This window comes from Limnohabitans sp. (genome assembly GCF_031539105.1).
Taxonomy (GTDB): domain Bacteria; phylum Pseudomonadota; class Gammaproteobacteria; order Burkholderiales; family Burkholderiaceae_C; genus Limnohabitans.
Genome location: NZ_JAVKLM010000003.1, coordinates 1 through 23,959 on the forward strand (window position 1 = coordinate 1; position 23,959 = coordinate 23,959).

The window sequence follows — 23,959 nt, forward strand, 5'->3', positions numbered from 1 at the left end:
CCGGGTTGCACGGTGAACATGCCATCCGCCGTGGTCTCGCCGACTTCAATGCCCAAGGTCTTGACCAAGTGCATCAAAGCGCCCTGCCCGTTGCGCAATTGGCAAGGCAGATTGGTACACACGTTGATCTTGAACTTGCCAACCGGTTGCTGGTTGTACATGTTGTAGAAGGTGGTCACTTCGTGCACTGCCATAGGGGCCATGCAGAGCAACTCAGCAATCACGCGCTCGCTATCAGCGCTGACATAACCCTGCTCTTGCTGGGCAATCGCCAAACAAGCCATGACGGCAGATTGCTTCTGGTCGTCTGGGTATTTGGCAACCTCATGCGTAAAGCGCTCGAGGGCTTGGGCCGACAGCGGTGCGCCGTGGTGGGTGTTTACAGAACTCATCGGTCAATTTCCCCGAACACAATGTCCATGGTGCCAATCACCGCGACGGTGTCAGCAATCATGTGGCCACGCGCCATTTCATCCATGGCTGCCAGATGGGCAAAACCAGGAGCGCGAATCTTCATACGGTAAGGCTTGTTGGCACCATCGCTCACGAGATAGATACCAAACTCACCCTTGGGATGCTCGACGGCAGCATAAGCTTCGCCTTCGGGCACATGGAAACCTTCGGTGAAAAGTTTGAAATGGTGGATCAACTCCTCCATGTTCGACTTCATACCTTCGCGGCTTGGCGCGGCCACTTTGTGGTTGTCAGTGATAACAGGGCCTGGGTTGACGCGCAACCAGTCCACGCACTGTTTGATGATGCGGTTGGACTGACGCATTTCTTCGACGCGCACCAAATAGCGGTCGTAGCAGTCGCCGGTTTTACCCACAGGAATATCGAAGTCCATGCGGTCATAAACGTCATAAGGCTGGTGCTTGCGCAAGTCCCAGGCAATGCCTGAGCCACGCAACATCGCGCCTGAGAAACCGAGGTTTTTTGCGCGCTCTGGCGTGACCACGCCGATACCCACGGTACGTTGTTTCCAAATGCGGTTGTCAGTCAGGAGCGTTTCATACTCGTCGACCAATTTAGGGAAACGCTGCGTGAAATCGTCAATGAAGTCGAGCAACGAGCCTGAACGACCTTCGTTCAAACGCGCCACCGATTTGGCATTGCGCACTTTGCTAGCCTTGTATTGAGGCATGCTGTCTGGCAAATCGCGGTACACGCCGCCTGGACGAAAGTAAGCCGCGTGCATACGTGCACCCGACACCGCCTCGTACATATCGAACAAATCTTCGCGCTCGCGGAAGCAGTAAATCAAGATGTTCATCGCACCGCAGTCGAAACCATGGCAACCCAACCACAACAAGTGGTTGAGCAAACGGGTGATTTCGGAATACATCACGCGGATGTATTGCGCACGCTCTGGCACTTCAATGCCCATCATTTTTTCGATGGCCAAGCAGTAGGCGTGCTCGTTACACATCATGGACACGTAGTCGAGGCGGTCCATGTAGGGCAAGGATTGGATGTAGGTTTTGCTCTCGGCCAACTTTTCAGTGGCACGGTGCAACAAGCCGATGTGTGGATCGGCACGTTGGACCACTTCGCCGTCGAGTTCCAAAACCAAACGCAGCACGCCATGTGCAGCAGGATGTTGAGGGCCCAAATTCAGGGTGTAGTTCTTGATATCAGCCATGGTCAGTGCGTACCGCCGTAGTTGTCTTCACGAATGATGCGCGGTGTGATTTCGCGCGGCTCGATGGTGACGGGTTGGTACACCACACGTTTTTGCTCGGCGTCGTAACGCATTTCCACGTGACCCGAGGTTGGAAAATCTTTACGGAAGGGGTGACCTACAAAGCCGTAGTCGGTCAACAAACGACGCAAGTCGAGGTGACCTTCAAACACGATGCCGAACAAGTCAAACGCTTCACGTTCGAACCAGTTGGCAGAGTTCCACAAATCGTTGACCGAAGCGACCACAGGCACGTCTTCGCTCACAGCAAACACGCGCACACGCAGACGCCAGTTATGACTGACCGACAACAAATGATTTATCACGGCATAGCGCGGACCATCGGTGAATTTGGAATGTGCACCGTCTTTGTAGCTGGAGTAATCCAAACCACACAGATCCATCAACTGTTCAAAACCGAGTCGCGAGTCGTCGCGCAAGGTTTGGCACACATCGTGGTAATCGGCTGCAGAGACCGTCAAGGTCAATTCACCCAAAGCGGATTCGAGGAGCTTGACTTTGCTGCCCAGCACATCGTGCAAGGCCGCTTCAAGCGTTTGAATGGAATGGCTCATTTGTCTTTCCTACGCAATGTGCAATTAGCGTGCGATGGTGTTTTCGCGACGAATCTTGCTTTGCAGCTGCAAGATGCCGTACATCAAGGCCTCAGCCGTGGGGGGGCAACCTGGCACGTACACGTCTACTGGCACCACGCGGTCGCAACCGCGCACCACCGAGTAGCTGTAGTGGTAGTAACCGCCACCATTGGCGCATGAGCCCATGGACAACACCCAACGTGGCTCAGACATCTGGTCGTACACCTTACGCAAAGCGGGGGCCATCTTGTTGCACAAGGTGCCAGCCACAATCATCAAATCAGACTGACGTGGACTTGGACGGAACAACATGCCAAAACGGTCGATGTCATAGCGCGCTGCACCCGCATGCATCATTTCGACCGCACAACAAGCCAAGCCGAATGTCATAGGCCACAACGAGCCTGTTTTGGCCCAATTCACCACCGAGTCGTAGGACGTGGTGATGAAGCCTTCTTTGAAAACGCCTTCAAGTGACATAGTTCTTCCTTTTGGGTTATTCCCAATCGATGGCACCCTTGATCCACATGTAGGCAAAGCCTGCAACGAGGATGGCAAGGAAAATCATCATGTCGATGAAGCCGATGAAACCAATTTCCTTGAGCGCGACAGCCCAAGGGAACAAAAATGCGATTTCCAAATCGAACAAGATGAAGAGGATGGCGATCAAGTAGTAGCGCACATCAAACTTCATGCGGGCATCTTCAAACGCTTCGAAGCCGCATTCGTAGGGAGAGTTTTTAGCCGGATCTGGGCGGCGTGGGCCCAAGAAAAAGCCGATCGCTTGAGGAGCAACCCCCACGCCAAGGCCCACAAGGATAAATAAGAGGACGGGAAGGTATTGTTCTAAGCTCATCTCAATCTCGCTGTATGACTATCTGGTTTTTAGTCTGCGAAGTCTGCCGTAACTGGTTGACACCAGAGTTACAGCAGACTTTTTGGATGGTGCCGTCGGCGAGACTCGAACTCGCACAGCTTTCGCCACTACCACCTCAAGATAGCGTGTCTACCAATTTCACCACGACGGCTTTGGGTTGTTTGTTCTACAAAAGCGAAGAGGAATAACGCTCCTTGAACAGCCTCAGAGTTTACCCTGAAAAGGGCCCCAATCGCTCTGAAGCGTGAAGGTTTTGCGATTACTTTGTGGGAATTTGCGCTGCACCCGAGGCTGGCTCTTCGGCTACAGAGGCAGGCGCCAACACAGCGCCTTCAAGCACGCTACCAGAGCTGACAGGACGCAGATTGCCGAAGTAGGCCAAGGCCAATGTGCAGACAAAGAAAACAGCAGCCAACACACCCGTGGTGCGCGACATGAAGTTGGCACCACCGCTGGCACCAAACAAACTACCCGAACTGCCGCTACCAAAGGCCGCACCCATGTCCGCACCTTTGCCGTGCTGAACCAAGATCAAACCAATCATGCCCAAAGCAGCCAACAACTGAACCACTTGAACGATATTCAAAATCAAACTCATAAAAACTCCGAAAAAATAATTACTTTCAACGCGCTGCAGCCGCGATGATGGTTAAGAAATCTGCCGCCTTGAGGGCTGCGCCACCAATGAGGCCACCGTCAATGTCTGGCTGCGCCAGCAATTCAACCGCATTCGCCGCATTCATGCTGCCACCGTACAAGATGTGCACACGCTCTGAGTGCTCGGTCGCTGCTTGCAACTGACCACGCAACACCGCATGCACCGCTTGCGCTTGCGCTGGCGAGGCCGTTTGGCCCGTACCAATAGCCCAGACTGGCTCATAAGCCACCACGATTTCGCTGATGCAATGGCCGTTGGTGTGAATCACAGCAGCCAATTGTCGCTTGACCACCTCTTCGGTTTTCCCTGCCTCACGCTCAGCCAAGGTTTCACCCACACACACGATAGGCGTGATACCGGCCGACAAGGCATGTTGCGCTTTGTGCGCCACTTGCTCATCGGTTTCACCGTGGTACTGACGACGCTCTGAATGACCGACGATGGCATACCGCACTGCAAAGTCTTTCAACATCGCAGCAGAAATTTCGCCGGTATAAGCGCCCTGTTCGTGCGCCGACACATCTTGCGAACCCAAGGCTACGCCTGAGCCCTTGACGAGCTGCTGCACTTGCGACAAATACGCCGCAGGCACACAGACCGCCACTTGCGCGTGTCTACCGCCCAAGGCTTGCGCCAAGCCCTGTTGCACTTCGTGCACCAGGGCTTCGTTGGCAGCCAAGCTGCCATTCATCTTCCAATTGCCTGCAATAAGTTTTTGCTTCATCACTTACTCCAAGTCAAAACAATCTTGCCAATGTGCTGATTGGACTCCATCAAACGGTGCGCGTTCGCTGCACCGTCGGCTGAAGCCGCATCAAACGTGGCATGAATCACAGGCTTGATAAGCCCGGACTCAATCAATGGCCACACATGCTCATGCAAATTGCGCGCAATCGCCGCTTTGAATGCCACAGGTCTTGGACGCAAAGTCGAGCCCGTGATGTGCAAACGACGACGCAGCACCTTGCTTGCATCAAAGCTGGCCTTAGTGCCACCTTGCAAAGCAATGATGACCAAGCGGCCATCTTCGGCCAAACAATCCACCTCACGCGCCACATAGTCGCCAGCAACCATGTCGAGCACCACATCCACACCTTTGCCGTTGGTCAGGCGCATAGCCTCGGCGGCAAAGTCATGGGTTTTGTAGTTGATGGCGTGATCTGCGCCCAGCACCAAACAAGCTGCACATTTGGCGTCACTGCCCGCAGTCACGATGACGGTTGCGCCCATGGCCTTGGCCATTTGAATCGCCGTCACGCCAATACCGCTAGAGCCGCCTTGCACCAGCAATGTCTCGCCCGTTTGCAAGTGCGCACGGTCAAACACATTGCTCCACACGGTAAAAAATGTCTCGGGCAACGAAGCTGCCTCGACATCACTCAACCCTGCGGGCACTGGCAAACACTGAGCCACTGGCGCCACACAGTACTGTGCATAGCCACCACCGGCTACCAAGGCACACACACGGTCACCCACCTTCAGGCCCGCAGCAGCCAAAGCCGCTGCATCACCTGACTCGATGACACCTGCCACCTCGAGGCCAGGCACATCCGATGCGCCAGCAGGCACGGGGTAGTTACCGATTCGCTGCAACACGTCAGGGCGATTCACGCCACTGGCGCTGACACGAATCAGCAACTCACCCTCACCCGCCTGGGGCACAGGCCGTTGGCCAACGCGCAGCACCTCGGGGGCGCCAGGCGTGGTGATTTCAACGATGTGCATCATGTGCGCAACCGCCTCTCAAGCCCAATTAGGCTTGAGGAGCTGCGTCGTGTGCGTGGTCAGCTTGAGGACGATCCATCAACGCTTTCATCGACAACTTCACGCGACCTTTTTCGTCTGTCTCGAGCACTTTCACGCGCACGATTTGACCTTCGCTGAGGTAGTCAGTGACCTTCTCGACACGCTCGTGTGCGATCTGGCTGATGTGCAACAAACCGTCTTTGCCTGGCAACAAGTTGACCAAAGCACCGAAGTCCAAAATCTTGGTAATCGGGCCTTCGTAGATCTTGCCAATTTCGACTTCAGCGGTGATTTGTTCGATGCGTTTTTTAGCCTCTTCAGCCTTTGACGCATCGGTCGCGGCGATGGTGATCGTGCCGTCTTCTTCGATGTTGATCTGGCAACCGGTTTCTTCGGTCAACGCACGGATGGTGGCGCCGCCTTTACCGATCACGTCACGGATCTTCTCTGGGTTGATCTTCATCGTGAACAACTTCGGTGCAAAGTCAGACACTTCGGTTTTGGCTTCGCCCATGGCGGCTTGCATCTTGTCCAAGATGTGCATGCGTGCTTCTTTGGCTTGAGCCAATGCCACTTGCATGATTTCTTTGGTGATGCCTTGGATCTTGATGTCCATTTGCAAAGCAGTAATACCGTTGGTTGTACCGGCCACTTTGAAGTCCATATCGCCCAAGTGATCTTCGTCACCCAAGATGTCGGTCAACACAGCAAAACGGTTGCCGTCTTTGATCAGGCCCATGGCGATACCGGCCACGTGTGCTTTCATGGGCACGCCTGCGTCCATCATGGACAAGCAGCCACCGCAGACCGAAGCCATCGATGAAGAACCGTTGGATTCGGTGATTTCAGACACCACGCGCATGGTGTATGGGAACTCTTCTTTGGTTGGCAACACAGCTACCAAAGCACGCTTGGCCAAACGGCCGTGGCCGATTTCGCGGCGCTTGGTTGAACCCATGCGGCCCACTTCGCCAGTAGCGAAGGGAGGCATGTTGTAGTGCATCATGAAACGGTCTTCGTACTCCCCGGCCAATGCGTCGATGCGTTGTGCATCGCGCTCTGTACCCAAAGTGGTGACCACCAAAGCTTGGGTTTCGCCGCGTGTGAACAAGGCAGAACCGTGGGTGCGTGGCAACACGCTGTTGCGAATTTCGATGGGGCGCACCGTGCGTGTGTCACGGCCATCGATACGTGGCTCGCCTGCCAAGATTTGGCTGCGAACGATGTGGGCTTCGACGTCGAACAACATGTTTTCGACTTTGACCGAATCAAACTCAACGCCGTCGGCCTTGAGGGCTTCCATCACAGCAGCGTAGGCTTGGCGGCAAGCCAAAGTGCGTGATTGCTTGTTGCGGATTTGGTAGGCAGCGCGCAGTTTTTCTTCGGCGTGTGCTTGAACCTTGGCGATCAGTGGCTCGTCCTTGGCAGGTGCTGACCAATCCCAAGCTGGTTTGCCAGCGTCACGCACCAAGTCGTGGATGGCGTTGATCGCGATGTTGCCTTGCTCGTGGCCAAACACCACAGCACCCAACATGATTTCTTCTGACAGCTGTTGGGCTTCAGATTCCACCATCAACACAGCCGCTTCGGTACCAGCGACCACGAGGTCCATCTGGCTGTCTTTGCGTTGTGTTTGGCCTGGGTTCAAGACGTATTCGCCGTTGATGTAACCCACGCGCGCGGCACCAATGGGGCCATTGAAAGGAATACCAGAAATGCTCAACGCAGCAGACACAGCGATCAGAGCAGCAATGTCAGCATCGACTTCTGGGTTCAACGACACGGTGTGAATCACCACGTGCACGTCGTTGTAGAAACCCTCTGGAAACAAAGGACGGATGGGGCGGTCGATCAGACGGCTGGTCAATGTCTCGTGCTCGCTAGGCTTGGCTTCGCGCTTGAAGAAGCTGCCGGGGATCTTGCCTGCAGCGTATGTTTTCTCGATGTAGTCAACGGTCAAGGGGAAGAAGTCTTGGCCAGCTTTGGCGATCTTCGAACCCACGACAGTGGCCAACACCACGGTGTCGTCCATGTTGACGAGCACAGCGCCGCCAGCTTGGCGAGCAACTTCACCGGTTTCCATGGTGACCGTGTGTTGGCCCCATTGGAATGTCTTGGTAACTTTGTTGAAAATTGACATGTGTTTTCCTTATGAAATTTGGCATGACACAGTGCAGCACACGATGCCATTCCAGAAAAGTTGGGGCTTTTTTGGAATGACACAGCTTTCGAATCTGCGCCTTGATGTCTACCGTTTGTAAAAAATGAGTTGTTAAAAGTGCAAAACGCCTGAGCTTCTTGAAAACTCAGGCGTTTGTCGCTAGAAATTTAACGATTACTTGCGCAGGCCAAGTTTGGCGATCAGAGCAGCGTAACGGTCAAAGTTTTTAGACTTGAGGTAGTCGAGCAATTTGCGACGACGGCTCACCATGCGCAACAAACCGCGACGACCGTGGTGGTCTTTGGCGTGTTGTTTGAAGTGAGGTGTGAGTTCGTTGATACGAGCGGTCAACAAAGCCACTTGGACTTCGGGACTACCTGTATCGCCTGCGGCACGTGCGTTGTCTTTGACGACTTCGGCAATTTTTGCTGTCAACATGGTTTTTTCCTTAAATATTTGACTTGCGTTGCACCGTGGAAGTTGGTGCAACGTGCTTTGCTTACCCCGAAAGATAAAGCCCGCAGAGTATAGCAGGCGCCGTCGCCTTGGGCTAAGAGGCTTAAATCAGACCAACTCAGCCAGCGGCCAGCGCGGCTTGACATCAAAGCTGTAGCGCGGTTGGGCTTGGGCCATGCCGCCCTCACCGCTTTGCAGCCGCATGGCGGCTGCCATGGCAATCATGGCGCCGTTGTCGGTGCACAAATGCAGCTCGGGGTAATGCACCCGCACGCCTTGACGCTTGCAGCCAGCGTTGAGCTGCTCGCGCAAATGCCGATTGGCCCCCACCCCGCCGGCCACCACCAAGCGTTTCAGGCCGGTTTCGCGCAGCGCGGTGAGCGACTTCTTCAGCAGCACCTCAACGATGGCTGCCTCGGTAGAGGCTGCCAGATCGGCATTTCGGGCTTCTAAATCATCGCCCAGCTTTTTGGCTTGGGTCATCACCGCCGTTTTAAGACCAGCAAATGAGAAATCTAAATTACCGCTGTGCAACAAAGGACGCGGCAGCTTGAAGGCTGCAGGGTCGCCCTGCTCGGCGAGTTTTGACAGCGCAGGGCCACCGGGGTAGCCCAAGCCCATGAGTTTGGCTGATTTGTCAAACGCCTCACCCGCTGCGTCGTCAATGGTTTCGCCCAGTAATTCGTAGCGCCCCACGCCATCCACGCGCATCAGCTGCGTGTGGCCGCCAGACACCAACAAAGCCACAAAGGGAAACTCAGGCGGATCTTCGCTCAAAAATGGCGACAACAAATGGCCTTCTAAGTGATGCACGCCCAGCACAGGCTTGTTCAAAGCCGCCCCCAATGCACAGGCTACGCCCGCACCCACCAGTAAAGCGCCCGCCAAGCCGGGGCCTCGGGTGTAAGCCACCACATCGACGTCTTGCAGAGTTTGCTTGGCCTCGGCCATCACCTCACGCGCCAGCGGAATGACACGGCGAATGTGGTCGCGACTGGCCAACTCAGGCACCACGCCGCCATAGGCCACATGCATGGCCACTTGGCTGTAAAGGGCGTGCGATAGCAGCGTGGGCAAGGTTTGGCCATCTGAACGGACCAAAGCCACACCAGTTTCATCGCAAGAAGATTCAATACCAAGGATCAACATAAGCGGCAGAGTTTATGCGCTCTGCGACTGACCCCGCCTTCACACACCACTAGCGCAATTGCTGCGCATCGGCCATCCCTGACTCTAGCGCTTGTCGATGTTCAAACAGTTCGGGCACGAGTTGATGCATCATGACCAAGGGGCCTACAGATGCTCTGCTCTTCGTAGACTGCGTGTAAATCGGTGAAGCGAATACAAGGGTTGCGAGGGCTACGGCGATTTGTTTGTAAGCAATATTAAAACTCCGCTGCATCAACGAAGCATGACCGCGGTACAACCTTAAACCAGCCGGTTGTGATGCAGGAAATAAGCTGCCCTGACTCAAAGAAGCGTTGGGATTGGGATTAGCACTGAGATTAGTACTTGTGCCTGCGTGATCGCTGGCCGCGGTCTTGGCATGCGTGTTTGTGGTCGCTGGTGTGGCACCCTCTGCTTGCACCAAGTTGGAAGCAAACACCCCGCCTCCCATCCGGGCAAATGAGGCATCCACCAGCAGACGATTGATGCCTGATGTTTCTTCTGGGATCGGCACAAAATCATCGGTGATTTTTTGTGCGCGACCGATTGCAAGAAAGCTCAAATTTGAGCGCTCAAAGTGGTCTAATTTTTTATGGACCTGGCCGACCACTTCATGGATGTTTTGCGCACGGACTTCAGGATCGATGGTCTCTCTGTGCTCGCCGATTGCTTCCACATCCAGCTGTTGTCTGTTCGCATCTGCGCCATCGCCTTCAATCAGTTGTTTATTTTGGGAAAGTGCTGAACCCTCAATTTTTTGTCGGTTGAGGTCTTCGGCTGCGACGTCAATGGTTTGAAGGTTCAACCCATCCGTCGCGTTGCTCTCAACTTTCGCAATATTGGCCTGCCCATTGAAGTCCTTATTTAGGTTTTGTCTGTTCTCCATCATTTGGCGCGAAATGAACTGGCTCATCTCTAGCTCTGCCGCGCTGGCCCCTAAAAATCCTTCTTTCACCGCATCGCGCAATTCATCGGCTGCTTTGGCCAGCTTCGGATCGCTGAGCTTGTTGTCAAACACCTCGCCCTCAGCTTCGTCATTGCCGGTCATTCGATCGTGCTTGACGCGGTTTTTAAAATCATTCGTGCTGAAAGGCTTGACGTTCTTCGTTTCTATGACTTGATGGAAACGCGCGAACGTGGCTTCGTTGAAATCAAACGCGCGCAGCATAGACATGAACAACTTGTCTTCAATGCTCGCAACATCACCATCTGCCAACATAGAGTCGCACACATTGGTCAGGATAAAAAGCTTTTGCTCTGGCTGAAGAGCGGCGGATGCTTCGTCCAAAAATGCATTCATCTTGACCGATCGCACATAAGTCAAAGCTGCTTTTTGCAAGCCCTCAAACTCGCCCAAGACCGTTTCCAATTGGCCCACTTCCTGCGCACCGATTGAGCCATCGGATGTGAGCATGTAAAGCAACGCACACGCCAAAGCCAAATGTGGCGTCATGGGCTGGCGTTCGTCACGCACCCCTGTGTAGCGCCCCAAAACAGACTTGTCGTTTTTGAGCGCCAAGATTTTGAAGAAGGGCTCGAACTGCTTGTCAGTAACGCCAAAGGCTTGCTTCAAACGTGAAAACTGTGCCAGCTCAGCAGAGTCCGCTTGGCCATCGGACAACAAGGCATCACACACATTGGCCAAGATGCACCACTTGTCCTTCATGCTCAGCAGTTCAGGGGCGTCCATCAAAAACCCATCAAACGACAGGGTTTGCACATAGTGAACGCCATAACGAAGCACCTCGGCATCTCCCCCCAATACCGATTGGAGGTGGCTGCTTTCTGCTGCGTCTAATTCACCATCAGACGCCACCATGTAAAGCAAGGCACACGCAAGCGTCAGGTAGGGTGTAAGGTGAATTTTTTCGCCACCCACGTCCGCCATCCCGGCCTCATACTTGAGGTCGTTGAGCAAATTGACTTGAAGTGCGTTGGTGGCCATGTGGCCACGTTATTCACACCACAAATGAGATGGGTGACAACTCCGTCATAGATGTTGAAAGTGACGCACTTGTCACGCAGTCAAGCCTAAACAGAGGCGTTCATGGGCGCTGTGAGGGTCACAAGCACCGTGTTTTTGTCTGTCGCGGTCAACGACAAAGTGGCCTGATGCAATTTGGCGATTTCTAAACAAATGCTCAGCCCAAGGCCCAAGCCATCGACGCTTCGGGCGTGTGCAGCATCACCACGGTAAAACCGCTCAAACGCATGCTCGCTCAAATTGGATGGCAATGACACCACGGGGTTTTCTATCGTCAAGGTCAACATGCCTTGCGCCTGCGTCAACGCCACATGAATCCAACCCTTGGGCTGGTTGTAGTTCACCGCGTTGATATAGAGGTTGTGAATGAGCTGACTCACCAAAGTTTTATCGCAGTGCCACACCACACCACGGGCAACATGGCTGGTAATTTGAAGACTAGGGTTAAACGTCTGCGCACTTTTGATGACTTGAGACAACAATTCACTGAGCTCAACATCGGCTAAATTTTGAATCAAGCTGTTGGCATCGGCCCGCGATAACAAGAGCAGCTTTTCTGTGATTTCAATCAGGCGTTCCACCTCATCGCCCATGTTTCTCACGCGAATTTGCTGCTCGCTACCAACAGGCAGTTCATGTAGCAAGCGCTCGGCACTGCCGCGCAAAATCGTCAGTGGCGTGCGTAACTCGTGCGAAGCATCAGCAGTGAACCGTCGTGCTTTGGTAAAACTGTCGTTCAACCGACGCCGCAAGTCTTCAAACACACTGACCAGCTTTTCAAACTCTCGGTAAGGCGCCTCTAAAACAATCGATGCATGCAAATTGGAAGCATCCAGCTTCGAGATGCTGGACTCTATGGCCAGGACCGGCTTCATCAGAACGCGCGTCATGTAAAGGTTCAACAATAAAACCATCAGAATGACCACGGGCAAAACACGAGCCAAGTTACGGTCGCGAAGCTCCCACATCTGATCAACGATGGTGTCTGCGTTGCTTTGCTTGATCCAAAGCTCTAAGCCATCTCGTTTTTGTGCAAACCGCACAGCCAACCAAGGCTCACCTGCAAGTTGGCCTGTGGAGAACTGAAGTTTTTCTTGCGTGACTACATTGCTGCTGCGCCAAAAATCTGCGGTAGCGGCGGTGTTGCACACATCCGTCTGCAGCAAGTCTGGTGCTTCTTGTGACTTTTGGCAGAACACATAAAAATCAGCCACATTGCTCAACAAGCTGCCAGGTTCAAGTGCCTTGAAACAAGCCAAAAACTGTTGACGATCCGCAAAATCATTTGCACATGTGTTGAGAGCGACGCCCATGTCGTGATGAATCTTCTCTCGCAGCTGATCCGTCAAAAAATATTGCGCCAGTATGCGGTTCGCACCAATGATGACAAAAATCATCACGAACATTTGAATGAATAAAGTGACCTTGAATGACTTGCGCATCCCTTAATCCTCCACTCGCAACCGATATCCCACACCCCGAACCGACTCAATCGGCGACCCTTGCTCCCCAGGACCTCTGGCAAGCTTTCGCTTAATACGCAGCACACAGACATCGACCACATTGGTCTCTGGATCAAAGCCGATGTCCCACACGTGTTTGAGAATTTGTTGCCGCGAAAAAATATGCCCTGGTGAACGTGCCAAAAAAGCCAACAAGCTGAATTCACGTTGACTCATCAGCGCTGTGGTGCCAAACCATTGCACCTTGCGACTCACCACATCCAAGCTCAAATGGTTCACCGAAATTTGCTGAATTTGCTCTGGTGTTTTGCGGTGCAGCAAGGCTTTGATGCGTGCCACCAGTTCTTCCACAAAAAACGGCTTGGGCAAATAGTCATCCGCCCCTTTGTCAAAGCCCATCAAACGATCGGGCAAATCTACCTTGGCGCTCAAAATGATGACCGGCACTGTGTTTCCCGTTGCACGCGCTTGCTGCAACACCTCAAAGCCATTGAGCTTGGGCAGCATCAGATCCAAAATCACCAAATCGTGTGTGGATTCAAGAATCGAGGCCAAGCCTTTTGCACCATCGTCCGCATGCGTCACCTCGTAACCCGCCAAGGCCAAGCCCTTGATGACGAATTCCGCGATCTTTGGCTCATCTTCAATTAGCAAAATTTTCAATTTGAGCCACCTTTGTGTTTTATGCCATTTCATTTTCAATGGGCTGATCGCCCCATGACAACACAAAAAATGACATATGCGTCATCAAGCTGTGAGTGACCATCTTGTCACTCATTTTTAGAGCGGGTGCGCCGATCCTTAGATCATCGCTCACTGTCGAAAGTTTTTATGTCCTCGCCACTCTCTCTGCCAACGATTGCCCCTGCGCATCAGGATGATGCAGTGAGCAAGCTGACACAAAGCAAACTCAAAACACAGACCAGCCCTGCACCCACCATCGAACCTAACTATTCGAGCAATACGGTGACACTGTCTTTCGCATTTGACATCGCCACCCAATCATTGAATGTGGTGATGACAGACAAAATCTCAGGCGAAGTAGTTAGAAAGATGTCGTACACGCGCCTGCCCACGGACGTGCATCAATCCAACAAACTCCATGGGCTTTTGTTGGACCAGCTCGCCTAAGACATTGGCGGGCCTGATTGGCCTTATAGCTATAAGTTATCTAGGCTGCGAGACAATCGCAGCATGAGTATCAGCCACTACATCAAAGACATCGGACGCGGACGTGATGGCGCGCGCGCCTTGGATCGCGCCAAAGCAGCCGACCTGATGGGTCAAATTTTGGATGGCCATGTGAGCGACTTAGAGTTAGGCGCTTTTTGCATTGCCATGCGCATCAAGGGTGAAACCGACCAAGAGATGGCGGGTTTTCTAGATGCCGCACATGCTCGCCTTCAACACATCAGCGCTTGCGGCCCTGTCGTGGTGCTGCCCAGCTACAACGGTGCACGCAAACTGCCAGTGCTCACCCCCTTGCTGGCCCACCTGCTGGCCCGCGAGGGTTTGGCCGTGGTCATGCACGGCACAGCAACCGAATCCAGCCGCATCACCAGCCAAGAGGTGCTGAGCGCCATGGGCGTGTCAGCCTTAGCCCAAGCAGGTGCGGTGCAAGCCGGTGAAGTGGTGTTTACCCCCACCGAAGTGCTGTGCCCCGGCTTGAAACGCTTGCTCGATGTGCGCCGCGTGGTCGGCCTGCGCAACCCCGCTCACAGCTTGGTCAAGCTGATGAACCCCACCACCGCAGCCGATGCCCTTTTAGTGAGCAGCTACACCCACCCAGAATACGCCGTCTCGATGGCTGCCACGTTTGAGCTGACCGGCGCACGCGCCCTGCTGCTGCGCGGCACCGAAGGCGAAGTGGTGGCCGATGCTCGCCGCACACCGCAGATGGACGCCTTTGTACACGGCACGCGCACACCCTTGGTGGAGACCCAAGCGGGCTCACTCGTCAAACTGCCCGAGCTCCCCACCGACATAGACGCAGCCACCACCGCGCGCTACACACAAGCCGTACTGAGTGTCGAACTGCCCGTGCCAACCCCACTGGCTGCGCAAGTGCAAGCGGCGCTAAAAGCCTTGAGCCTTTGACCATGACGAATCCACTTCAACCCCACGTCACCTTGGTCGGCGCCGGCCCAGGCGACCCTGAGTTACTCACACTCAAAGCCGTCAAAGCCATTGACTCGGCCACCGTGCTGTTGGTCGATGACTTGGTGAGCGATGCCATCACCGCCCACGCTGCACCCACCGCACGCATCATCCATGTCGGCAAGCGCGGCGGCTGCAAATCAACCCCACAAGCCTTCATTGAAAAGCTCATGGCGCAAGAAGCGCTGGCTGGCGAAACCGTGGTGCGCCTCAAAGGTGGCGACCCCTTCATCTTTGGCCGAGGTGGTGAAGAGGTCGAACACCTGCAATCGCAAGGCATTGCTGTCACAGTCATCAACGGCATCACCTCTGGCTTGGCTGGGGTCACATCACTCGGCATTCCCCTCACCCACCGCGAACACGCGCATGGCGTGGTGTTCATCACCGGCCATGCAAAACAAGGCACGGCAAATGGTTTGGACTGGGTGGCACTCGGCCAAACCGCACAACAAGCCAAACTCACACTGGTGATTTACATGGGCGTGAGCGGTGCGGCGCATCTGCAAGATGCGCTGCTGCAAAGCATGCGCCCCCATACGCCCGTGGCGGTGATTCACCAAGTCAGCCTGCCCACACAGCGCCATGTGGTGTGCGAGCTGCAACAGCTGCACGACACCATCGTGCGTGAAGAATTGGCCAGCCCATCGGTCATCGTGATTGGTGATGTGTTCAAAGGCATGCTGGCCGTGCAAAGCGGCGCTGAATTACAAGTCTTTGCAGGCTAAGTGCTCAGCGCCAAAGCGCAGCACCACTAAACTCGTCGCATGAAAACTTTTGACGTTGTGATCGTGGGCGCCGGTGCCGCCGGTTTGTTTTGCGCAGGCGTGGCCGCACAACAAGGTTTGCAAGTGCTGGTGCTCGACCACAGCGAAAAGGTGGCCGAAAAAATTCGCATCTCAGGCGGTGGACGCAGCAACTTCACCAACCGCGAAATCGATGTGCGCGCACCCCACAAACACTTCTTGGGCGACAACCCGCAGTTTTGCCGCAGCGCCCTGTCGCGCTACACGCCACAAGACTTTGTGGCGCTCATGCAAAAGCACAACATCCCATTTCACGAAAAACACAAAGGCCAGCTGTTTTGCGACCGCTCAGCAGAAGACCTGATTCAAATGCTGCTGGCCGAATGCAACGGCTCAGCCAATGGCGGCAGCGTCACCCGTTGGCAGCCGTGCAGCCTTAAAGCCATTCGCTACTCAGATGCCGCGCCTGAGGCACAACGTTACGAGGTCGACACGAGCCAAGGCACCGTGCACGCAACGGCAGTGGTCATTGCCACGGGCGGTTTGTCCATCCCCAAAATTGGCGCCACCGACATTGGTTATCGACTGGCCAAGCAATTCAACCTACGCATGGTCGAACCACGTCCAGGCCTTGTGCCACTGACGTTTGATGACAAAGCTTGGGCGCCATATGCACAACTCTCTGGCCTCTCACTGCCCGTGCGCATTGAGACAGGCGGCAAGAAAACCCTGCAAAGCTTTGACGAAGATTTGCTCTTCACCCACCGTGGTTTGTCGGGCCCGGGTGTGCTGCAAATTTCTAGCTACTGGCAAGCAGGCACTGACTTGCGCATCAACCTCGCCCCCGAGGTGGACTTGGCCGAAGCCTTGATGACCGCCAAGCAGCAGTCTAAAAAACTCATTGCCAATGAGCTCAACGCTTGGGTGCCCTCGCGCTTGGCCGACACTTGGGCTAGCCAAGACGCAGCGTGGCAACGGCCCGTGATTGAGGCCAGCGACAAAGCACTGAACCTTTTGGCGCAGCGACTGAGCGCATGGCCCCTCACCCCCACAGGCACCGAGGGCTACAAAAAAGCCGAAGTCACCGTGGGCGGCGTCGATACGCGGGATTTGTCGCAGCAAACCATGGAATCCAAGCAGCCCGGCCTGTATTTCATTGGCGAAGTGGTGGACATCACGGGCTGGCTGGGCGGCTATAACTTCCAATGGGCTTGGTCCAGCGCCCACGCATGCGCAAAAGCCTTGGGTGCTCGTTTGAAACCGGTGGTTTAGTCGCTATAATTTCGGTCTTTGCTGGCAAACCCCCAACGGCCTGATCAACTTAATGTTGGGGAACACCGCAGGCATGGCGCTCAGGCACGATCTTCCTAGGCACCCTCTGACTGCAAATAATTGGAAATTTTGGTAATGACCACCATCCGTGTAAAAGAAAACGAACCGTTTGACGTCGCTCTGCGTCGCTTCAAGCGCACCATTGAAAAATTGGGTCTGTTGACCGACTTGCGCGCTCGCGAGTTTTACGAGAAGCCAACCGCTGAACGTAAACGCAAAAAAGCAGCAGCCGTGAAACGCAACTACAAGCGCATCCGCAGCATGCAGTTGCCCAAGAAGCTGTACTAATCAGCCTCTGCCCCAAAAAAGCTCGCTAGGGACGCCTCAGCGGGCTTTTTTTTCGAATTACTTTTCTCCGTAGGAATGCACCATGAGCCTCAAAGCACACATCACCGAAGACATGAAAACCGCCATGCGCGCCAAAGACAGCGTGCGCTTGGGCACCATCCGCTTGCTGCAAGCCGCGATGAAACAAAAAGAAGTCGACGAGCGCGTTGAGCTGGACGACGTCATGGTGATCGCCATCGTGGACAAGCTGATCAAGCAACGCAAAGACTCTGTGGCGGCCTATGTGTCCGCTCAGCGCCAAGACTTGGCTGACATCGAAAGCGCTGAGATCAAAGTGCTCGAGGTGTATCTGCCTCAGCGTTTGAGCGCAGAAGAAATCACAGCGGCTGTGAAGGCCATCGTGGCTGAAGTGGGTGCCACTGGTGCTGGCGACATGGGCAAGGTCATGGGCGCTGTGAAGGCGCAGTTGGCTGGCAAGGCAGATATGGGACTGGTGTCTGCTGCTGTCAAGGCTGCGTTGGCGGGTTGATTTTCGCTGAGGGGTGGGGTTGTTGGGTAACTCCCCTTCTCTCACTGTTGACGGTGCTAGGCCCCACTACCCTAGGCTCCTCTTCGCTGCGCTCAGAATGTCGCTACGGGTTGCGGGGCCTAGCACCGTCAACAGCAGCCTTGTGCTGCGAACTTCTTCAAGCCAGAAAAGTACTTTCAAAGTAACAGCTTTGAGCGCAGCGATAAAGTTTATGCAGAGCGCCTGAAGCGAATGCGGTGTGGCGTGACTGCCCGTAGCGACATTCTGAGCGCAGCGAAGAGGAGCCTAGGGCAGTGACGCCACACCGCATTCGCGCAGAGACAAAGTACAAAGCCAAAACGCAACGATCAAAGAAGATCAGCTACCCGCCACCTTCATGCGATTGATCAACACAGAACCAATCGTCTTGGCACCCATGTTGTAAACGTCTGCACCAATGGCTTCAATGCCTTGGAACATGTCTTTCATATTGCCCGCGATGGTGATCTCTTGCACGGGGTAAGCAATGCGCCCATTCTCCACCCAAAAGCCGCTGGCACCGCGTGAGTAGTCGCCAGTCACGTAGTTCACGCCTTGGCCCATCAGCTCAATCACAAACAAACCGGTGCCTAGTTTTTTCAACATGGCGTCGAGGTCATCTGAGCTTTGCGTCAGGCGTGAGGACATGACCAAGTTGTGCGAGCCGCCCGAGTTACCCGTGGTGGGCATACCCAATTTGCGGGCGGTGTAGCTGCTCAGGAAATAACCTTCCACGCGACCTGCGTCCACCACACGACGTGCGCGAGTGGTCACGCCTTCGTCGTCAAACGGCGAGCTGCCCTTGCCGCGCATGACAAAAGGATCTTCTGAAATATCGATGTGTTTGGGAAACACGGTTGTACCCAATGAATCGAGCAAGAAGGTGCTCTTGCGGTACAGCGCACCACCGCTGACGGCTTGCACAAAACCACCCAACAGGCCTGCGGCCACGGGGGATTCAAACAAAACAGGACATTCGACGGTGGCAATCTTGCGTGACTTCAAACGGCTCAAGGCACGCTCAGCGGCGTAGCGGCCGACCGACTCAGGTGAAGCCAGCTCATCGGCGCTGCGCATGGAGCTGTACCACGCGTCGCGTTGCATACCGTCGCCCTTACCGGCAATAGGCGCCACCGAAATGGTGTGGCGAGAGCTGGCGTAGCCACCTCGGAAACCGTGGGTGTGGGCACTGAAAAAATGACTTTGCTGTGCTGACACCGCAGCACCTTCACTGTTGGTGATGCGCTTGTCAGTTTGCATGGCTGCGGCTTCGCAACGCAAGGCGAGGGTGGCCGCGTCGGCACTGGTGATAGGCCAAGGGTGGAACAAATCCAAATCGGGATGGTGCGTGGCGATGTCTTTTTCATCGGGCAAGCCAGCCACGGGATCTTCGGCTGTGAAGCGGGCAATGTCATAAGCCGCTTGCACAGTGCGCTCAATCGCGGCTTGTGAAAAGTCGGAAGTGCTGGCGTTGCCGCGGCGATGGCCTAAGTACACCGTCACACCCAGCGATTTGTCGCGATTGCGCTCCACGTTTTCTAACTCGCCTTTGCGCACCGACACGCTCAGACCGCAGCCTTCAGAGGCATCGGCCCCCGCATCGGTGGCCCCTAGCTTTTTAGCGTGCTTCAAGGCCGCATCGACCAGAGACGCAAAGTGTTCGCGGCTGTAGCTGAAACCTTGGGCAGGCGTGTGGGAAGAGGCTTGGGTTTTAGAGGCTTTGGTCATATCGGCGGCTATGATACTGGTCACTGAGTTTGCCCTTTGCGTTAAAAGGCAAACCGACCTATTAAAGCTCCCCATTTATGTCACGTAAACCCAAAAAAGGTTACTTTGTCCGCGGCCAGTTTGTGGCTGAAGGCAGCGAACTCGACCTCGAACTCAAAGCCGAACTCAAAGGCACCGAAGGCCTGAGCCGCACCGACCGCAAAAAAGACAGCGATGACCGCCAAGACTTAGGCGTCGACTTGCTTACCCTGCGCAACGAACTGATCGTGCGCCTGAATACCCAAGGCCACATGACCGACCAGCTGCGCGAAGCACTGGCCGAAGCACGTCGCATCACCAACTTTGAAGGCAAGCGCCGTCAAATGCAGTACGTGGGCAAACTCATGCGCAAGCTCAGCGAGGAATCGATTGCAGCGGTGAAAGACGCGCTCAACGAGCAACGCATGGGCAGCACCAAAGACACCTTAGCCCTGCACTTAGCCGAAAGCTGGCGTGACCGCCTGCTGGCCGAAGACACCGCCGTGCAAGAGTGGATGAACGAGCACCCCAGCACCGACAGCCAACAGCTGCGCGCCCTGGTGCGACAAGCCCGCAAAGACGATGTGACGTCCAAAGCCGATATTGCCAAGGGCTTGTTACCGCGTCAGAGCCGTTCGTACCGCGAGATTTTCCAACTCATCAAAGAACAGATGAACTTGGCTGAAGACGCAGCGCACACGCCCGAAGAAGACGAAGATTCATACAAGCCATAAGACCAGCCATGACCGACAGCACCTTAGCCAGCCCCGATGCCCGTTGCGACACCATCAAGGTCGGCATCGTGTCCATCAGTGATCGCGCCTCCAGCGGCACCTACGAAGACAAAGGCTTGCCCGCCCTGCGCGATTGGTTGGGTCATGCTTTGTACAACCCAATTGACTATGTTGAACGCCTCATTCCCGACGAGCAAGCCACCATCAGCCAAACGCTGATTGAGTTGGTGGATGCGGGTTGCAACTTGCTGCTCACCACCGGTGGCACAGGCCCCGCCAAGCGCGATGTCACACCCGAAGCCACGCTGGCCGTGGCCCACAAAGAAATGCCTGGGTTTGGCGAGCAAATGCGCCAAGTGAGTTTGAAGTTTGTGCCCACCGCCATCCTGTCACGCCAAGTGGCGGTGATTCGAGATGCATGTTTGATCATCAACTTGCCAGGTCAGCCCAAATCCATCCAAGAAACTTTGGGTGGTTTGAAAGATGCTGATGGCAAGCAAATTGTTGATGGTGTGTTTGCAGCCGTGCCCTACTGCATCGACTTGATTGGCGGCCCGTACATGGAAACGCGCGATGAGTTTTGCAAAGGCTGGCGTCCTAAAACGGCGTTGAAATCAAAGCGCGTTTAGAGCCGATCTGCGCCAATCTTTTGCACCACGGGCTGATCGCCCGACATGTCGAAGTAAATGCCATCGAAAAACAACTTCACCATGGGCAAGTCTTTGCCTGGGGCGCTGCGACTAGGTGTGTATTGCAGCACTTCAAACACATAGTGGTTGAGGGTGTCCACAAACTTATCGAAGTGCGGCATGTCCACGTCAAACATGGGCTTTACCCAAATCTTCCATTGGCCGGCCATGATCGGATCTTCAAACACTTTCACATCGCACACGGTGTCGCTCAGTAGCAAGCCGTATTGCTCGACGTTAAACGTGAACTGACCGTCAAACGCACCGTCAGCATTCAGCGTTGCAAACAAGCGCTTGGGATACACGTTCAAAAACCGCATCGTCAATCCAACAGTTGGTTGATACGCGCCGCCTCAAAGTGCTCTTGGCGAGCGGCATCGGTAGGCACGCAATCGGGTTTAGCTTGCCCCGTAGACAGCTGCTCAATGGCTTTCCACAACAAAGCAATTTGGTGTTCTTGTGACGTGGCGTTGTCGATCAAGCCACGCATGGCTTGGCTCACAGGGTCGTCGTTTTGCGTCACGCCGTAGGCTGAGAAGCCCATCTTCGAAGCGGCTTCTTCACGCTTGGCGTCGGTTTCTGCTTGGATGATGCGTGCAGGGTTGCCCACGGCAGTGGCGCCAGCAGGCACGGGCTTGGTCACCACGGCGTTGCTGCCAACTTTGGCGCCGTCGCCCACCGTGAAGCCACCCAACACTTTGGCGCCTGCGCCAATCACCACATCCTTGCCCAGCGTGGGGTGGCGTTTTTCGCCTTTGTAAAGAGAGGTGCCACCCAAGGTCACGCCTTGGTAAATGGTGCAGCCGTCGCCAATCTCAGCGGTTTCGCCCACCACCACGCCCATGGCGTGGTCGAAAAATACGCGGTCGCCAATCTTGGCTGCGGGGTGAATTTCAATGCCGGTGAACCAGCGCGAGAGGTGCGAAACGAAGCGACCCAACCACTTGAGCCCCAAATTCCAGCAGCCGTGCGCCAAGCGGTGCAGCAGCACCGCGTGCAAACCGGGGTAGCAAGTCAGCACTTCCCAGCGGCTTCGAGCAGCGGGGTCGCGGTCCAAAATGCATTGAACGTCAGAGCGTAGGCGTGAAAACATAGTGGCTTGATTATCGTTGCCTCAATGGCTATTTTTAATCTTGCTTTTGGCCCGCAGCTTTGGCAACTTGCGACATGGTTTTGGCGATGCCACGCAAGATGTGAATTTCCTCTTGCGTCACTTGGGCGCGGTTGAACAGCTGGTTCAAACGGGGCATGAGCTTCTTAGGCGCTTCTGGGTCTAAAAAACCAATGTCGGTGAGCGACTGTTGCCAGTGGTCTAGCAAGCCTGCGAGTTGTTGGGCATCGGCCAAAGGGGTGGGCTCTTGCGCTGCTGACTTATCAACTACCGCCATATCAACAGCGGGCAACATGGTTGCCAAGCCACCCAGAGCTTGCCGCCAGTCATAAGCCAACACCTGCACCGCCGCACCCAAGTTCAACGAGCCAAACTTCGGATCGGTCGGGATGCTCAAGCATGTGTGGCAGCGGTACACATCTTCGTTGCGCATGCCAAAGCGCTCTGATCCAAACAAAAAGCCCACGCCAAAGTCGGCGTTCTGTTTGTGCTCCGCAGCCAAGCCCGCAAAGTGCGGGCGCGGCTCAAGCGTAGGCGGGCCAAAGTCGCGGGGCGTCATGGCGGTGGCGCACAGGTGGTGCAGGCCATCAATCGCTTCATCCAAGGTGGCGACCACACGGGCATTGGCCAGCACGTCAAGGGCTCCACTGGAACGCTGAATGGTTTCTTCGCGACGCAGCACGTTGTTCCAACGAGGCGCAACCAGCACCAAATCGGTGAACCCCATCACCTTCATGGCGCGGGCTGCTGAGCCCACATTACCGGCGTGGCTGGTGTTTATTAGGATGAAGCGGGTTTTCATGGGTGTTTTGTCAGTCTTAGCGCGTAAAATCTGCGCCATTGTCGCCGCCCGCATCGCCAGGCGTTTCTTTTCGGCCCGCTCGGGTCAGCTCTTCACAAAATCTATGTTGTCCTCTTCTTCTATACACCCCATGCTCAACGTGGCCATCAAGGCCGCACGCGCCGCCGGCGCCATCATCAACCGCGCCGCGCTCGACGTGGAAGCTGTACGCATTTCTCAGAAGCAAGTGAACGACTTTGTGACCGAAGTTGACCAAAACAGCGAACGCATCATCATCGAAACCCTACTCACCGCCTACCCCGACCACGGCATCTTGGCCGAAGAGTCAGGCAGCACGCACGGCAACCATCACGCAGACCACATCTGGATCATCGACCCGCTCGATGGCACCACCAACTTCATCCACGGCTTCCCCTACTACTGCGTGAGCATTGCTTTGCAAGTGCAAGGCCGCTTAGAGCAAGCCGTCATTTACGACCCCACCCGCAACGACCTGTTCACAGCCACCAAAGGCCGTGGCGCCTACATGAACGACCGCCGTATGCGCGTGAGCAAGCGCACACGCTTGGAAGAATGTTTGCTGGCCACAGGCTTTCCCTTCCGTCCCGGTGACGACTTCAACAAATACCTCAGCCTGATGGGCGACATCATGCAGCGCACCGCTGGCCTGCGCCGCCCAGGTGCTGCCGCGCTTGATTTGGCCTATGTCGCCGCAGGTTTCAGCGATGGCTTTTTTGAACTCGGCTTGAAGCCTTGGGACATGGCTGCAGGCGCATTGCTGATCACCGAAGCCGGTGGTTTGGTGAGCAACTTCACAGGCGAAGGCCCTTATCTTGAGCACGAAGAGTGCTTGGCCGCCCCACCCCGCATTTATGCGCAACTGGTGCCGCTCACGCAAAAGTACTCCAAATTCGCAGGTGCTGACGACAAGCGTGCGGCCAGCACAGCAGCCAAGACCTTGAGCATCTCACGCCAAGCGCCAGACGCGCCGCTGTAACTCATTCAACACTTTCTGGCAGGC

At 55.1% G+C, this 23,959-nt stretch carries 27 protein-coding genes and 1 tRNA gene; 9 read left to right on the top strand and 19 right to left on the bottom strand.

Going from position 1 to position 23,959, the window contains the following annotated elements:
* From RMR24_RS00075 to RMR24_RS00145, 15 genes are all read right to left on the bottom strand, one after another.
* Nucleotides 1-392, bottom strand: a 392-nt coding sequence (locus RMR24_RS00075) for an NAD(P)H-dependent oxidoreductase subunit E (RefSeq protein WP_310613055.1), incomplete at its 3' end; no start/stop codon positions are given.
* Nucleotides 389-1,642, bottom strand: a complete 1,254-nt coding sequence (locus tag RMR24_RS00080; RefSeq protein ID WP_310613056.1) for an NADH-quinone oxidoreductase subunit D — start codon at nucleotides 1,640-1,642, stop codon at nucleotides 389-391. The genes RMR24_RS00080 and RMR24_RS00075, both read right to left, overlap by 4 nt.
* 2 nt (nucleotides 1,643-1,644) lie before the next feature.
* Nucleotides 1,645-2,256: an NADH-quinone oxidoreductase subunit C gene (locus RMR24_RS00085; RefSeq protein ID WP_310613057.1), complete on the bottom strand. Its 612-nt coding sequence runs from the start codon at nucleotides 2,254-2,256 to the stop codon at nucleotides 1,645-1,647.
* Between the two features lie 24 nt (nucleotides 2,257-2,280).
* Complete coding sequence (locus tag RMR24_RS00090) at nucleotides 2,281-2,757, bottom strand: NADH-quinone oxidoreductase subunit B family protein (protein WP_310613058.1); 477 nt, start codon at nucleotides 2,755-2,757, stop codon at nucleotides 2,281-2,283.
* 16 nt (nucleotides 2,758-2,773) lie between these two features.
* Nucleotides 2,774-3,133 (bottom strand): NADH-quinone oxidoreductase subunit A, encoded by a 360-nt coding sequence (locus RMR24_RS00095; RefSeq protein ID WP_108359119.1) that lies wholly within the window; start codon nucleotides 3,131-3,133, stop codon nucleotides 2,774-2,776.
* An 87-nt stretch (nucleotides 3,134-3,220) separates the two neighbouring features.
* Nucleotides 3,221-3,305, bottom strand: a tRNA-Leu gene (locus RMR24_RS00100).
* 108 nt (nucleotides 3,306-3,413) lie between these two features.
* The gene (gene secG / locus RMR24_RS00105) at nucleotides 3,414-3,752 is read right to left on the bottom strand and encodes a preprotein translocase subunit SecG (RefSeq protein WP_310613059.1); all 339 of its coding nucleotides are present in this window, start codon (nucleotides 3,750-3,752) and stop codon (nucleotides 3,414-3,416) included.
* Nucleotides 3,753-3,777: 25 nt separating this feature from the next.
* Nucleotides 3,778-4,536: a triose-phosphate isomerase gene (tpiA, locus tag RMR24_RS00110; protein WP_310613060.1), complete on the bottom strand. Its 759-nt coding sequence runs from the start codon at nucleotides 4,534-4,536 to the stop codon at nucleotides 3,778-3,780.
* Entirely contained in the window at nucleotides 4,536-5,537 is a 1,002-nt protein-coding gene (locus RMR24_RS00115; protein ID WP_310613139.1) for an NAD(P)H-quinone oxidoreductase, read from the bottom strand. The genes tpiA and RMR24_RS00115 overlap by 1 nt, the downstream gene beginning before the upstream one ends.
* Nucleotides 5,538-5,565: 28 nt before the next feature.
* Complete coding sequence (gene pnp, locus RMR24_RS00120; RefSeq protein WP_310613061.1) at nucleotides 5,566-7,698, bottom strand: polyribonucleotide nucleotidyltransferase; 2,133 nt, start codon at nucleotides 7,696-7,698, stop codon at nucleotides 5,566-5,568.
* A gap of 195 nt (nucleotides 7,699-7,893) precedes the next feature.
* Nucleotides 7,894-8,157: a 30S ribosomal protein S15 gene (rpsO, locus tag RMR24_RS00125; protein WP_104799150.1), complete on the bottom strand. Its 264-nt coding sequence runs from the start codon at nucleotides 8,155-8,157 to the stop codon at nucleotides 7,894-7,896.
* Nucleotides 8,158-8,283: 126 nt separating this feature from the next.
* Nucleotides 8,284-9,324 (bottom strand): tRNA (adenosine(37)-N6)-threonylcarbamoyltransferase complex transferase subunit TsaD, encoded by a 1,041-nt coding sequence (gene tsaD / locus RMR24_RS00130; protein ID WP_310613062.1) that lies wholly within the window; start codon nucleotides 9,322-9,324, stop codon nucleotides 8,284-8,286.
* 49 nt (nucleotides 9,325-9,373) lie between these two features.
* The gene (locus RMR24_RS00135) at nucleotides 9,374-11,287 is read right to left on the bottom strand and encodes a hypothetical protein (protein WP_310613063.1); all 1,914 of its coding nucleotides are present in this window, start codon (nucleotides 11,285-11,287) and stop codon (nucleotides 9,374-9,376) included.
* Nucleotides 11,288-11,373: 86 nt separating this feature from the next.
* Complete coding sequence (locus RMR24_RS00140; RefSeq protein ID WP_310613064.1) at nucleotides 11,374-12,768, bottom strand: HAMP domain-containing sensor histidine kinase; 1,395 nt, start codon at nucleotides 12,766-12,768, stop codon at nucleotides 11,374-11,376.
* Nucleotides 12,769-12,771: 3 nt separating this feature from the next.
* Entirely contained in the window at nucleotides 12,772-13,452 is a 681-nt protein-coding gene (locus RMR24_RS00145) for a response regulator transcription factor (RefSeq protein WP_310613065.1), read from the bottom strand.
* 168 nt (nucleotides 13,453-13,620) lie between these two features.
* Between RMR24_RS00145 and RMR24_RS00150 the strand changes: the two genes are divergently transcribed.
* The 6 genes from RMR24_RS00150 to RMR24_RS00175 all read left to right on the top strand — a co-directional run bounded on the left by RMR24_RS00150 (nucleotide 13,621) and on the right by RMR24_RS00175 (nucleotide 17,838).
* Nucleotides 13,621-13,920 carry a hypothetical protein gene (locus RMR24_RS00150; RefSeq protein ID WP_310613066.1) on the top strand — a complete coding sequence of 100 codons (300 nt, stop codon included), beginning with the start codon at nucleotides 13,621-13,623 and terminating at the stop codon, nucleotides 13,918-13,920.
* A gap of 63 nt (nucleotides 13,921-13,983) precedes the next feature.
* Entirely contained in the window at nucleotides 13,984-14,886 is a 903-nt protein-coding gene (gene ybiB, locus RMR24_RS00155) for a DNA-binding protein YbiB (RefSeq protein ID WP_310613067.1), read from the top strand.
* Nucleotides 14,887-14,888: 2 nt separating this feature from the next.
* On the top strand, nucleotides 14,889-15,671 hold the full coding sequence (gene cobA, locus RMR24_RS00160; RefSeq protein WP_310613068.1) for a uroporphyrinogen-III C-methyltransferase: 783 nt from the start codon (nucleotides 14,889-14,891) through the stop codon (nucleotides 15,669-15,671).
* A 39-nt stretch (nucleotides 15,672-15,710) separates the two neighbouring features.
* Nucleotides 15,711-16,961 carry an NAD(P)/FAD-dependent oxidoreductase gene (locus tag RMR24_RS00165; protein ID WP_310613069.1) on the top strand — a complete coding sequence of 417 codons (1,251 nt, stop codon included), beginning with the start codon at nucleotides 15,711-15,713 and terminating at the stop codon, nucleotides 16,959-16,961.
* Nucleotides 16,962-17,096: 135 nt separating this feature from the next.
* Nucleotides 17,097-17,309, top strand: coding sequence for a 30S ribosomal protein S21 (gene rpsU / locus RMR24_RS00170; RefSeq protein ID WP_006296472.1), 213 nt, complete (start codon nucleotides 17,097-17,099; stop codon nucleotides 17,307-17,309).
* An 82-nt stretch (nucleotides 17,310-17,391) separates the two neighbouring features.
* Nucleotides 17,392-17,838, top strand: coding sequence for a GatB/YqeY domain-containing protein (locus RMR24_RS00175; protein WP_310613070.1), 447 nt, complete (start codon nucleotides 17,392-17,394; stop codon nucleotides 17,836-17,838).
* Between the two features lie 357 nt (nucleotides 17,839-18,195).
* On the opposite strand, the gene pmbA is transcribed toward RMR24_RS00175, so the two are convergent.
* A complete protein-coding gene (gene pmbA, locus RMR24_RS00180; RefSeq protein ID WP_310613140.1) occupies nucleotides 18,196-19,584 on the bottom strand; it encodes a metalloprotease PmbA in 1,389 nt (462 codons plus the stop codon).
* A gap of 77 nt (nucleotides 19,585-19,661) precedes the next feature.
* Between pmbA and yjgA the strand changes: the two genes are divergently transcribed.
* A complete protein-coding gene (yjgA, locus tag RMR24_RS00185; RefSeq protein ID WP_310613071.1) occupies nucleotides 19,662-20,336 on the top strand; it encodes a ribosome biogenesis factor YjgA in 675 nt (224 codons plus the stop codon).
* An 8-nt stretch (nucleotides 20,337-20,344) separates the two neighbouring features.
* On the top strand, nucleotides 20,345-20,965 hold the full coding sequence (mog, locus tag RMR24_RS00190) for a molybdopterin adenylyltransferase (protein ID WP_310613072.1): 621 nt from the start codon (nucleotides 20,345-20,347) through the stop codon (nucleotides 20,963-20,965).
* On the opposite strand, the gene RMR24_RS00195 is transcribed toward mog, so the two are convergent.
* The 3 genes from RMR24_RS00195 to RMR24_RS00205 are packed head-to-tail and all read right to left on the bottom strand — an operon-like array spanning nucleotide 20,962 to nucleotide 22,938.
* A complete protein-coding gene (locus RMR24_RS00195; RefSeq protein WP_310613073.1) occupies nucleotides 20,962-21,345 on the bottom strand; it encodes a hypothetical protein in 384 nt (127 codons plus the stop codon). The two genes, mog and RMR24_RS00195, sit on opposite strands and share 4 nt — an antisense overlap.
* Nucleotides 21,346-21,347: 2 nt before the next feature.
* Nucleotides 21,348-22,118 (bottom strand): serine O-acetyltransferase, encoded by a 771-nt coding sequence (cysE, locus tag RMR24_RS00200; protein WP_310613074.1) that lies wholly within the window; start codon nucleotides 22,116-22,118, stop codon nucleotides 21,348-21,350.
* Between the two features lie 34 nt (nucleotides 22,119-22,152).
* On the bottom strand, nucleotides 22,153-22,938 hold the full coding sequence (locus RMR24_RS00205) for an RNA methyltransferase (protein ID WP_310613075.1): 786 nt from the start codon (nucleotides 22,936-22,938) through the stop codon (nucleotides 22,153-22,155).
* A 103-nt stretch (nucleotides 22,939-23,041) separates the two neighbouring features.
* Between RMR24_RS00205 and RMR24_RS00210 the strand changes: the two genes are divergently transcribed.
* Nucleotides 23,042-23,935: an inositol monophosphatase family protein gene (locus tag RMR24_RS00210; protein ID WP_310613076.1), complete on the top strand. Its 894-nt coding sequence runs from the start codon at nucleotides 23,042-23,044 to the stop codon at nucleotides 23,933-23,935.
* Nucleotides 23,936-23,959 lie beyond the last annotated feature (24 nt).

Coding starts and splice junctions, on each gene's coding strand:
- RMR24_RS00080 (WP_310613056.1), bottom strand. CDS start 1,642: ATGGCTGATATCAAGAACTACACCCTGAATTTGGGCCCTCAACATCCT.
- RMR24_RS00085 (WP_310613057.1), bottom strand. CDS start 2,256: ATGAGCCATTCCATTCAAACGCTTGAAGCGGCCTTGCACGATGTGCTG.
- RMR24_RS00090 (WP_310613058.1), bottom strand. CDS start 2,757: ATGTCACTTGAAGGCGTTTTCAAAGAAGGCTTCATCACCACGTCCTAC.
- RMR24_RS00095 (WP_108359119.1), bottom strand. CDS start 3,133: ATGAGCTTAGAACAATACCTTCCCGTCCTCTTATTTATCCTTGTGGGC.
- secG (WP_310613059.1), bottom strand. CDS start 3,752: ATGAGTTTGATTTTGAATATCGTTCAAGTGGTTCAGTTGTTGGCTGCT.
- tpiA (WP_310613060.1), bottom strand. CDS start 4,536: ATGAAGCAAAAACTTATTGCAGGCAATTGGAAGATGAATGGCAGCTTG.
- RMR24_RS00115 (WP_310613139.1), bottom strand. CDS start 5,537: ATGCACATCGTTGAAATCACCACGCCTGGCGCCCCCGAGGTGCTGCGC.
- pnp (WP_310613061.1), bottom strand. CDS start 7,698: ATGTCAATTTTCAACAAAGTTACCAAGACATTCCAATGGGGCCAACAC.
- rpsO (WP_104799150.1), bottom strand. CDS start 8,157: ATGTTGACAGCAAAAATTGCCGAAGTCGTCAAAGACAACGCACGTGCC.
- tsaD (WP_310613062.1), bottom strand. CDS start 9,324: ATGTTGATCCTTGGTATTGAATCTTCTTGCGATGAAACTGGTGTGGCT.
- RMR24_RS00135 (WP_310613063.1), bottom strand. CDS start 11,287: ATGGCCACCAACGCACTTCAAGTCAATTTGCTCAACGACCTCAAGTAT.
- RMR24_RS00140 (WP_310613064.1), bottom strand. CDS start 12,768: ATGCGCAAGTCATTCAAGGTCACTTTATTCATTCAAATGTTCGTGATG.
- RMR24_RS00150 (WP_310613066.1), top strand. CDS start 13,621: ATGTCCTCGCCACTCTCTCTGCCAACGATTGCCCCTGCGCATCAGGAT.
- ybiB (WP_310613067.1), top strand. CDS start 13,984: ATGAGTATCAGCCACTACATCAAAGACATCGGACGCGGACGTGATGGC.
- cobA (WP_310613068.1), top strand. CDS start 14,889: ATGACGAATCCACTTCAACCCCACGTCACCTTGGTCGGCGCCGGCCCA.
- RMR24_RS00165 (WP_310613069.1), top strand. CDS start 15,711: ATGAAAACTTTTGACGTTGTGATCGTGGGCGCCGGTGCCGCCGGTTTG.
- rpsU (WP_006296472.1), top strand. CDS start 17,097: ATGACCACCATCCGTGTAAAAGAAAACGAACCGTTTGACGTCGCTCTG.
- RMR24_RS00175 (WP_310613070.1), top strand. CDS start 17,392: ATGAGCCTCAAAGCACACATCACCGAAGACATGAAAACCGCCATGCGC.
- pmbA (WP_310613140.1), bottom strand. CDS start 19,584: ATGACCAAAGCCTCTAAAACCCAAGCCTCTTCCCACACGCCTGCCCAA.
- yjgA (WP_310613071.1), top strand. CDS start 19,662: ATGTCACGTAAACCCAAAAAAGGTTACTTTGTCCGCGGCCAGTTTGTG.
- mog (WP_310613072.1), top strand. CDS start 20,345: ATGACCGACAGCACCTTAGCCAGCCCCGATGCCCGTTGCGACACCATC.
- RMR24_RS00195 (WP_310613073.1), bottom strand. CDS start 21,345: ATGCGGTTTTTGAACGTGTATCCCAAGCGCTTGTTTGCAACGCTGAAT.
- cysE (WP_310613074.1), bottom strand. CDS start 22,118: ATGTTTTCACGCCTACGCTCTGACGTTCAATGCATTTTGGACCGCGAC.
- RMR24_RS00205 (WP_310613075.1), bottom strand. CDS start 22,938: ATGAAAACCCGCTTCATCCTAATAAACACCAGCCACGCCGGTAATGTG.
- RMR24_RS00210 (WP_310613076.1), top strand. CDS start 23,042: ATGTTGTCCTCTTCTTCTATACACCCCATGCTCAACGTGGCCATCAAG.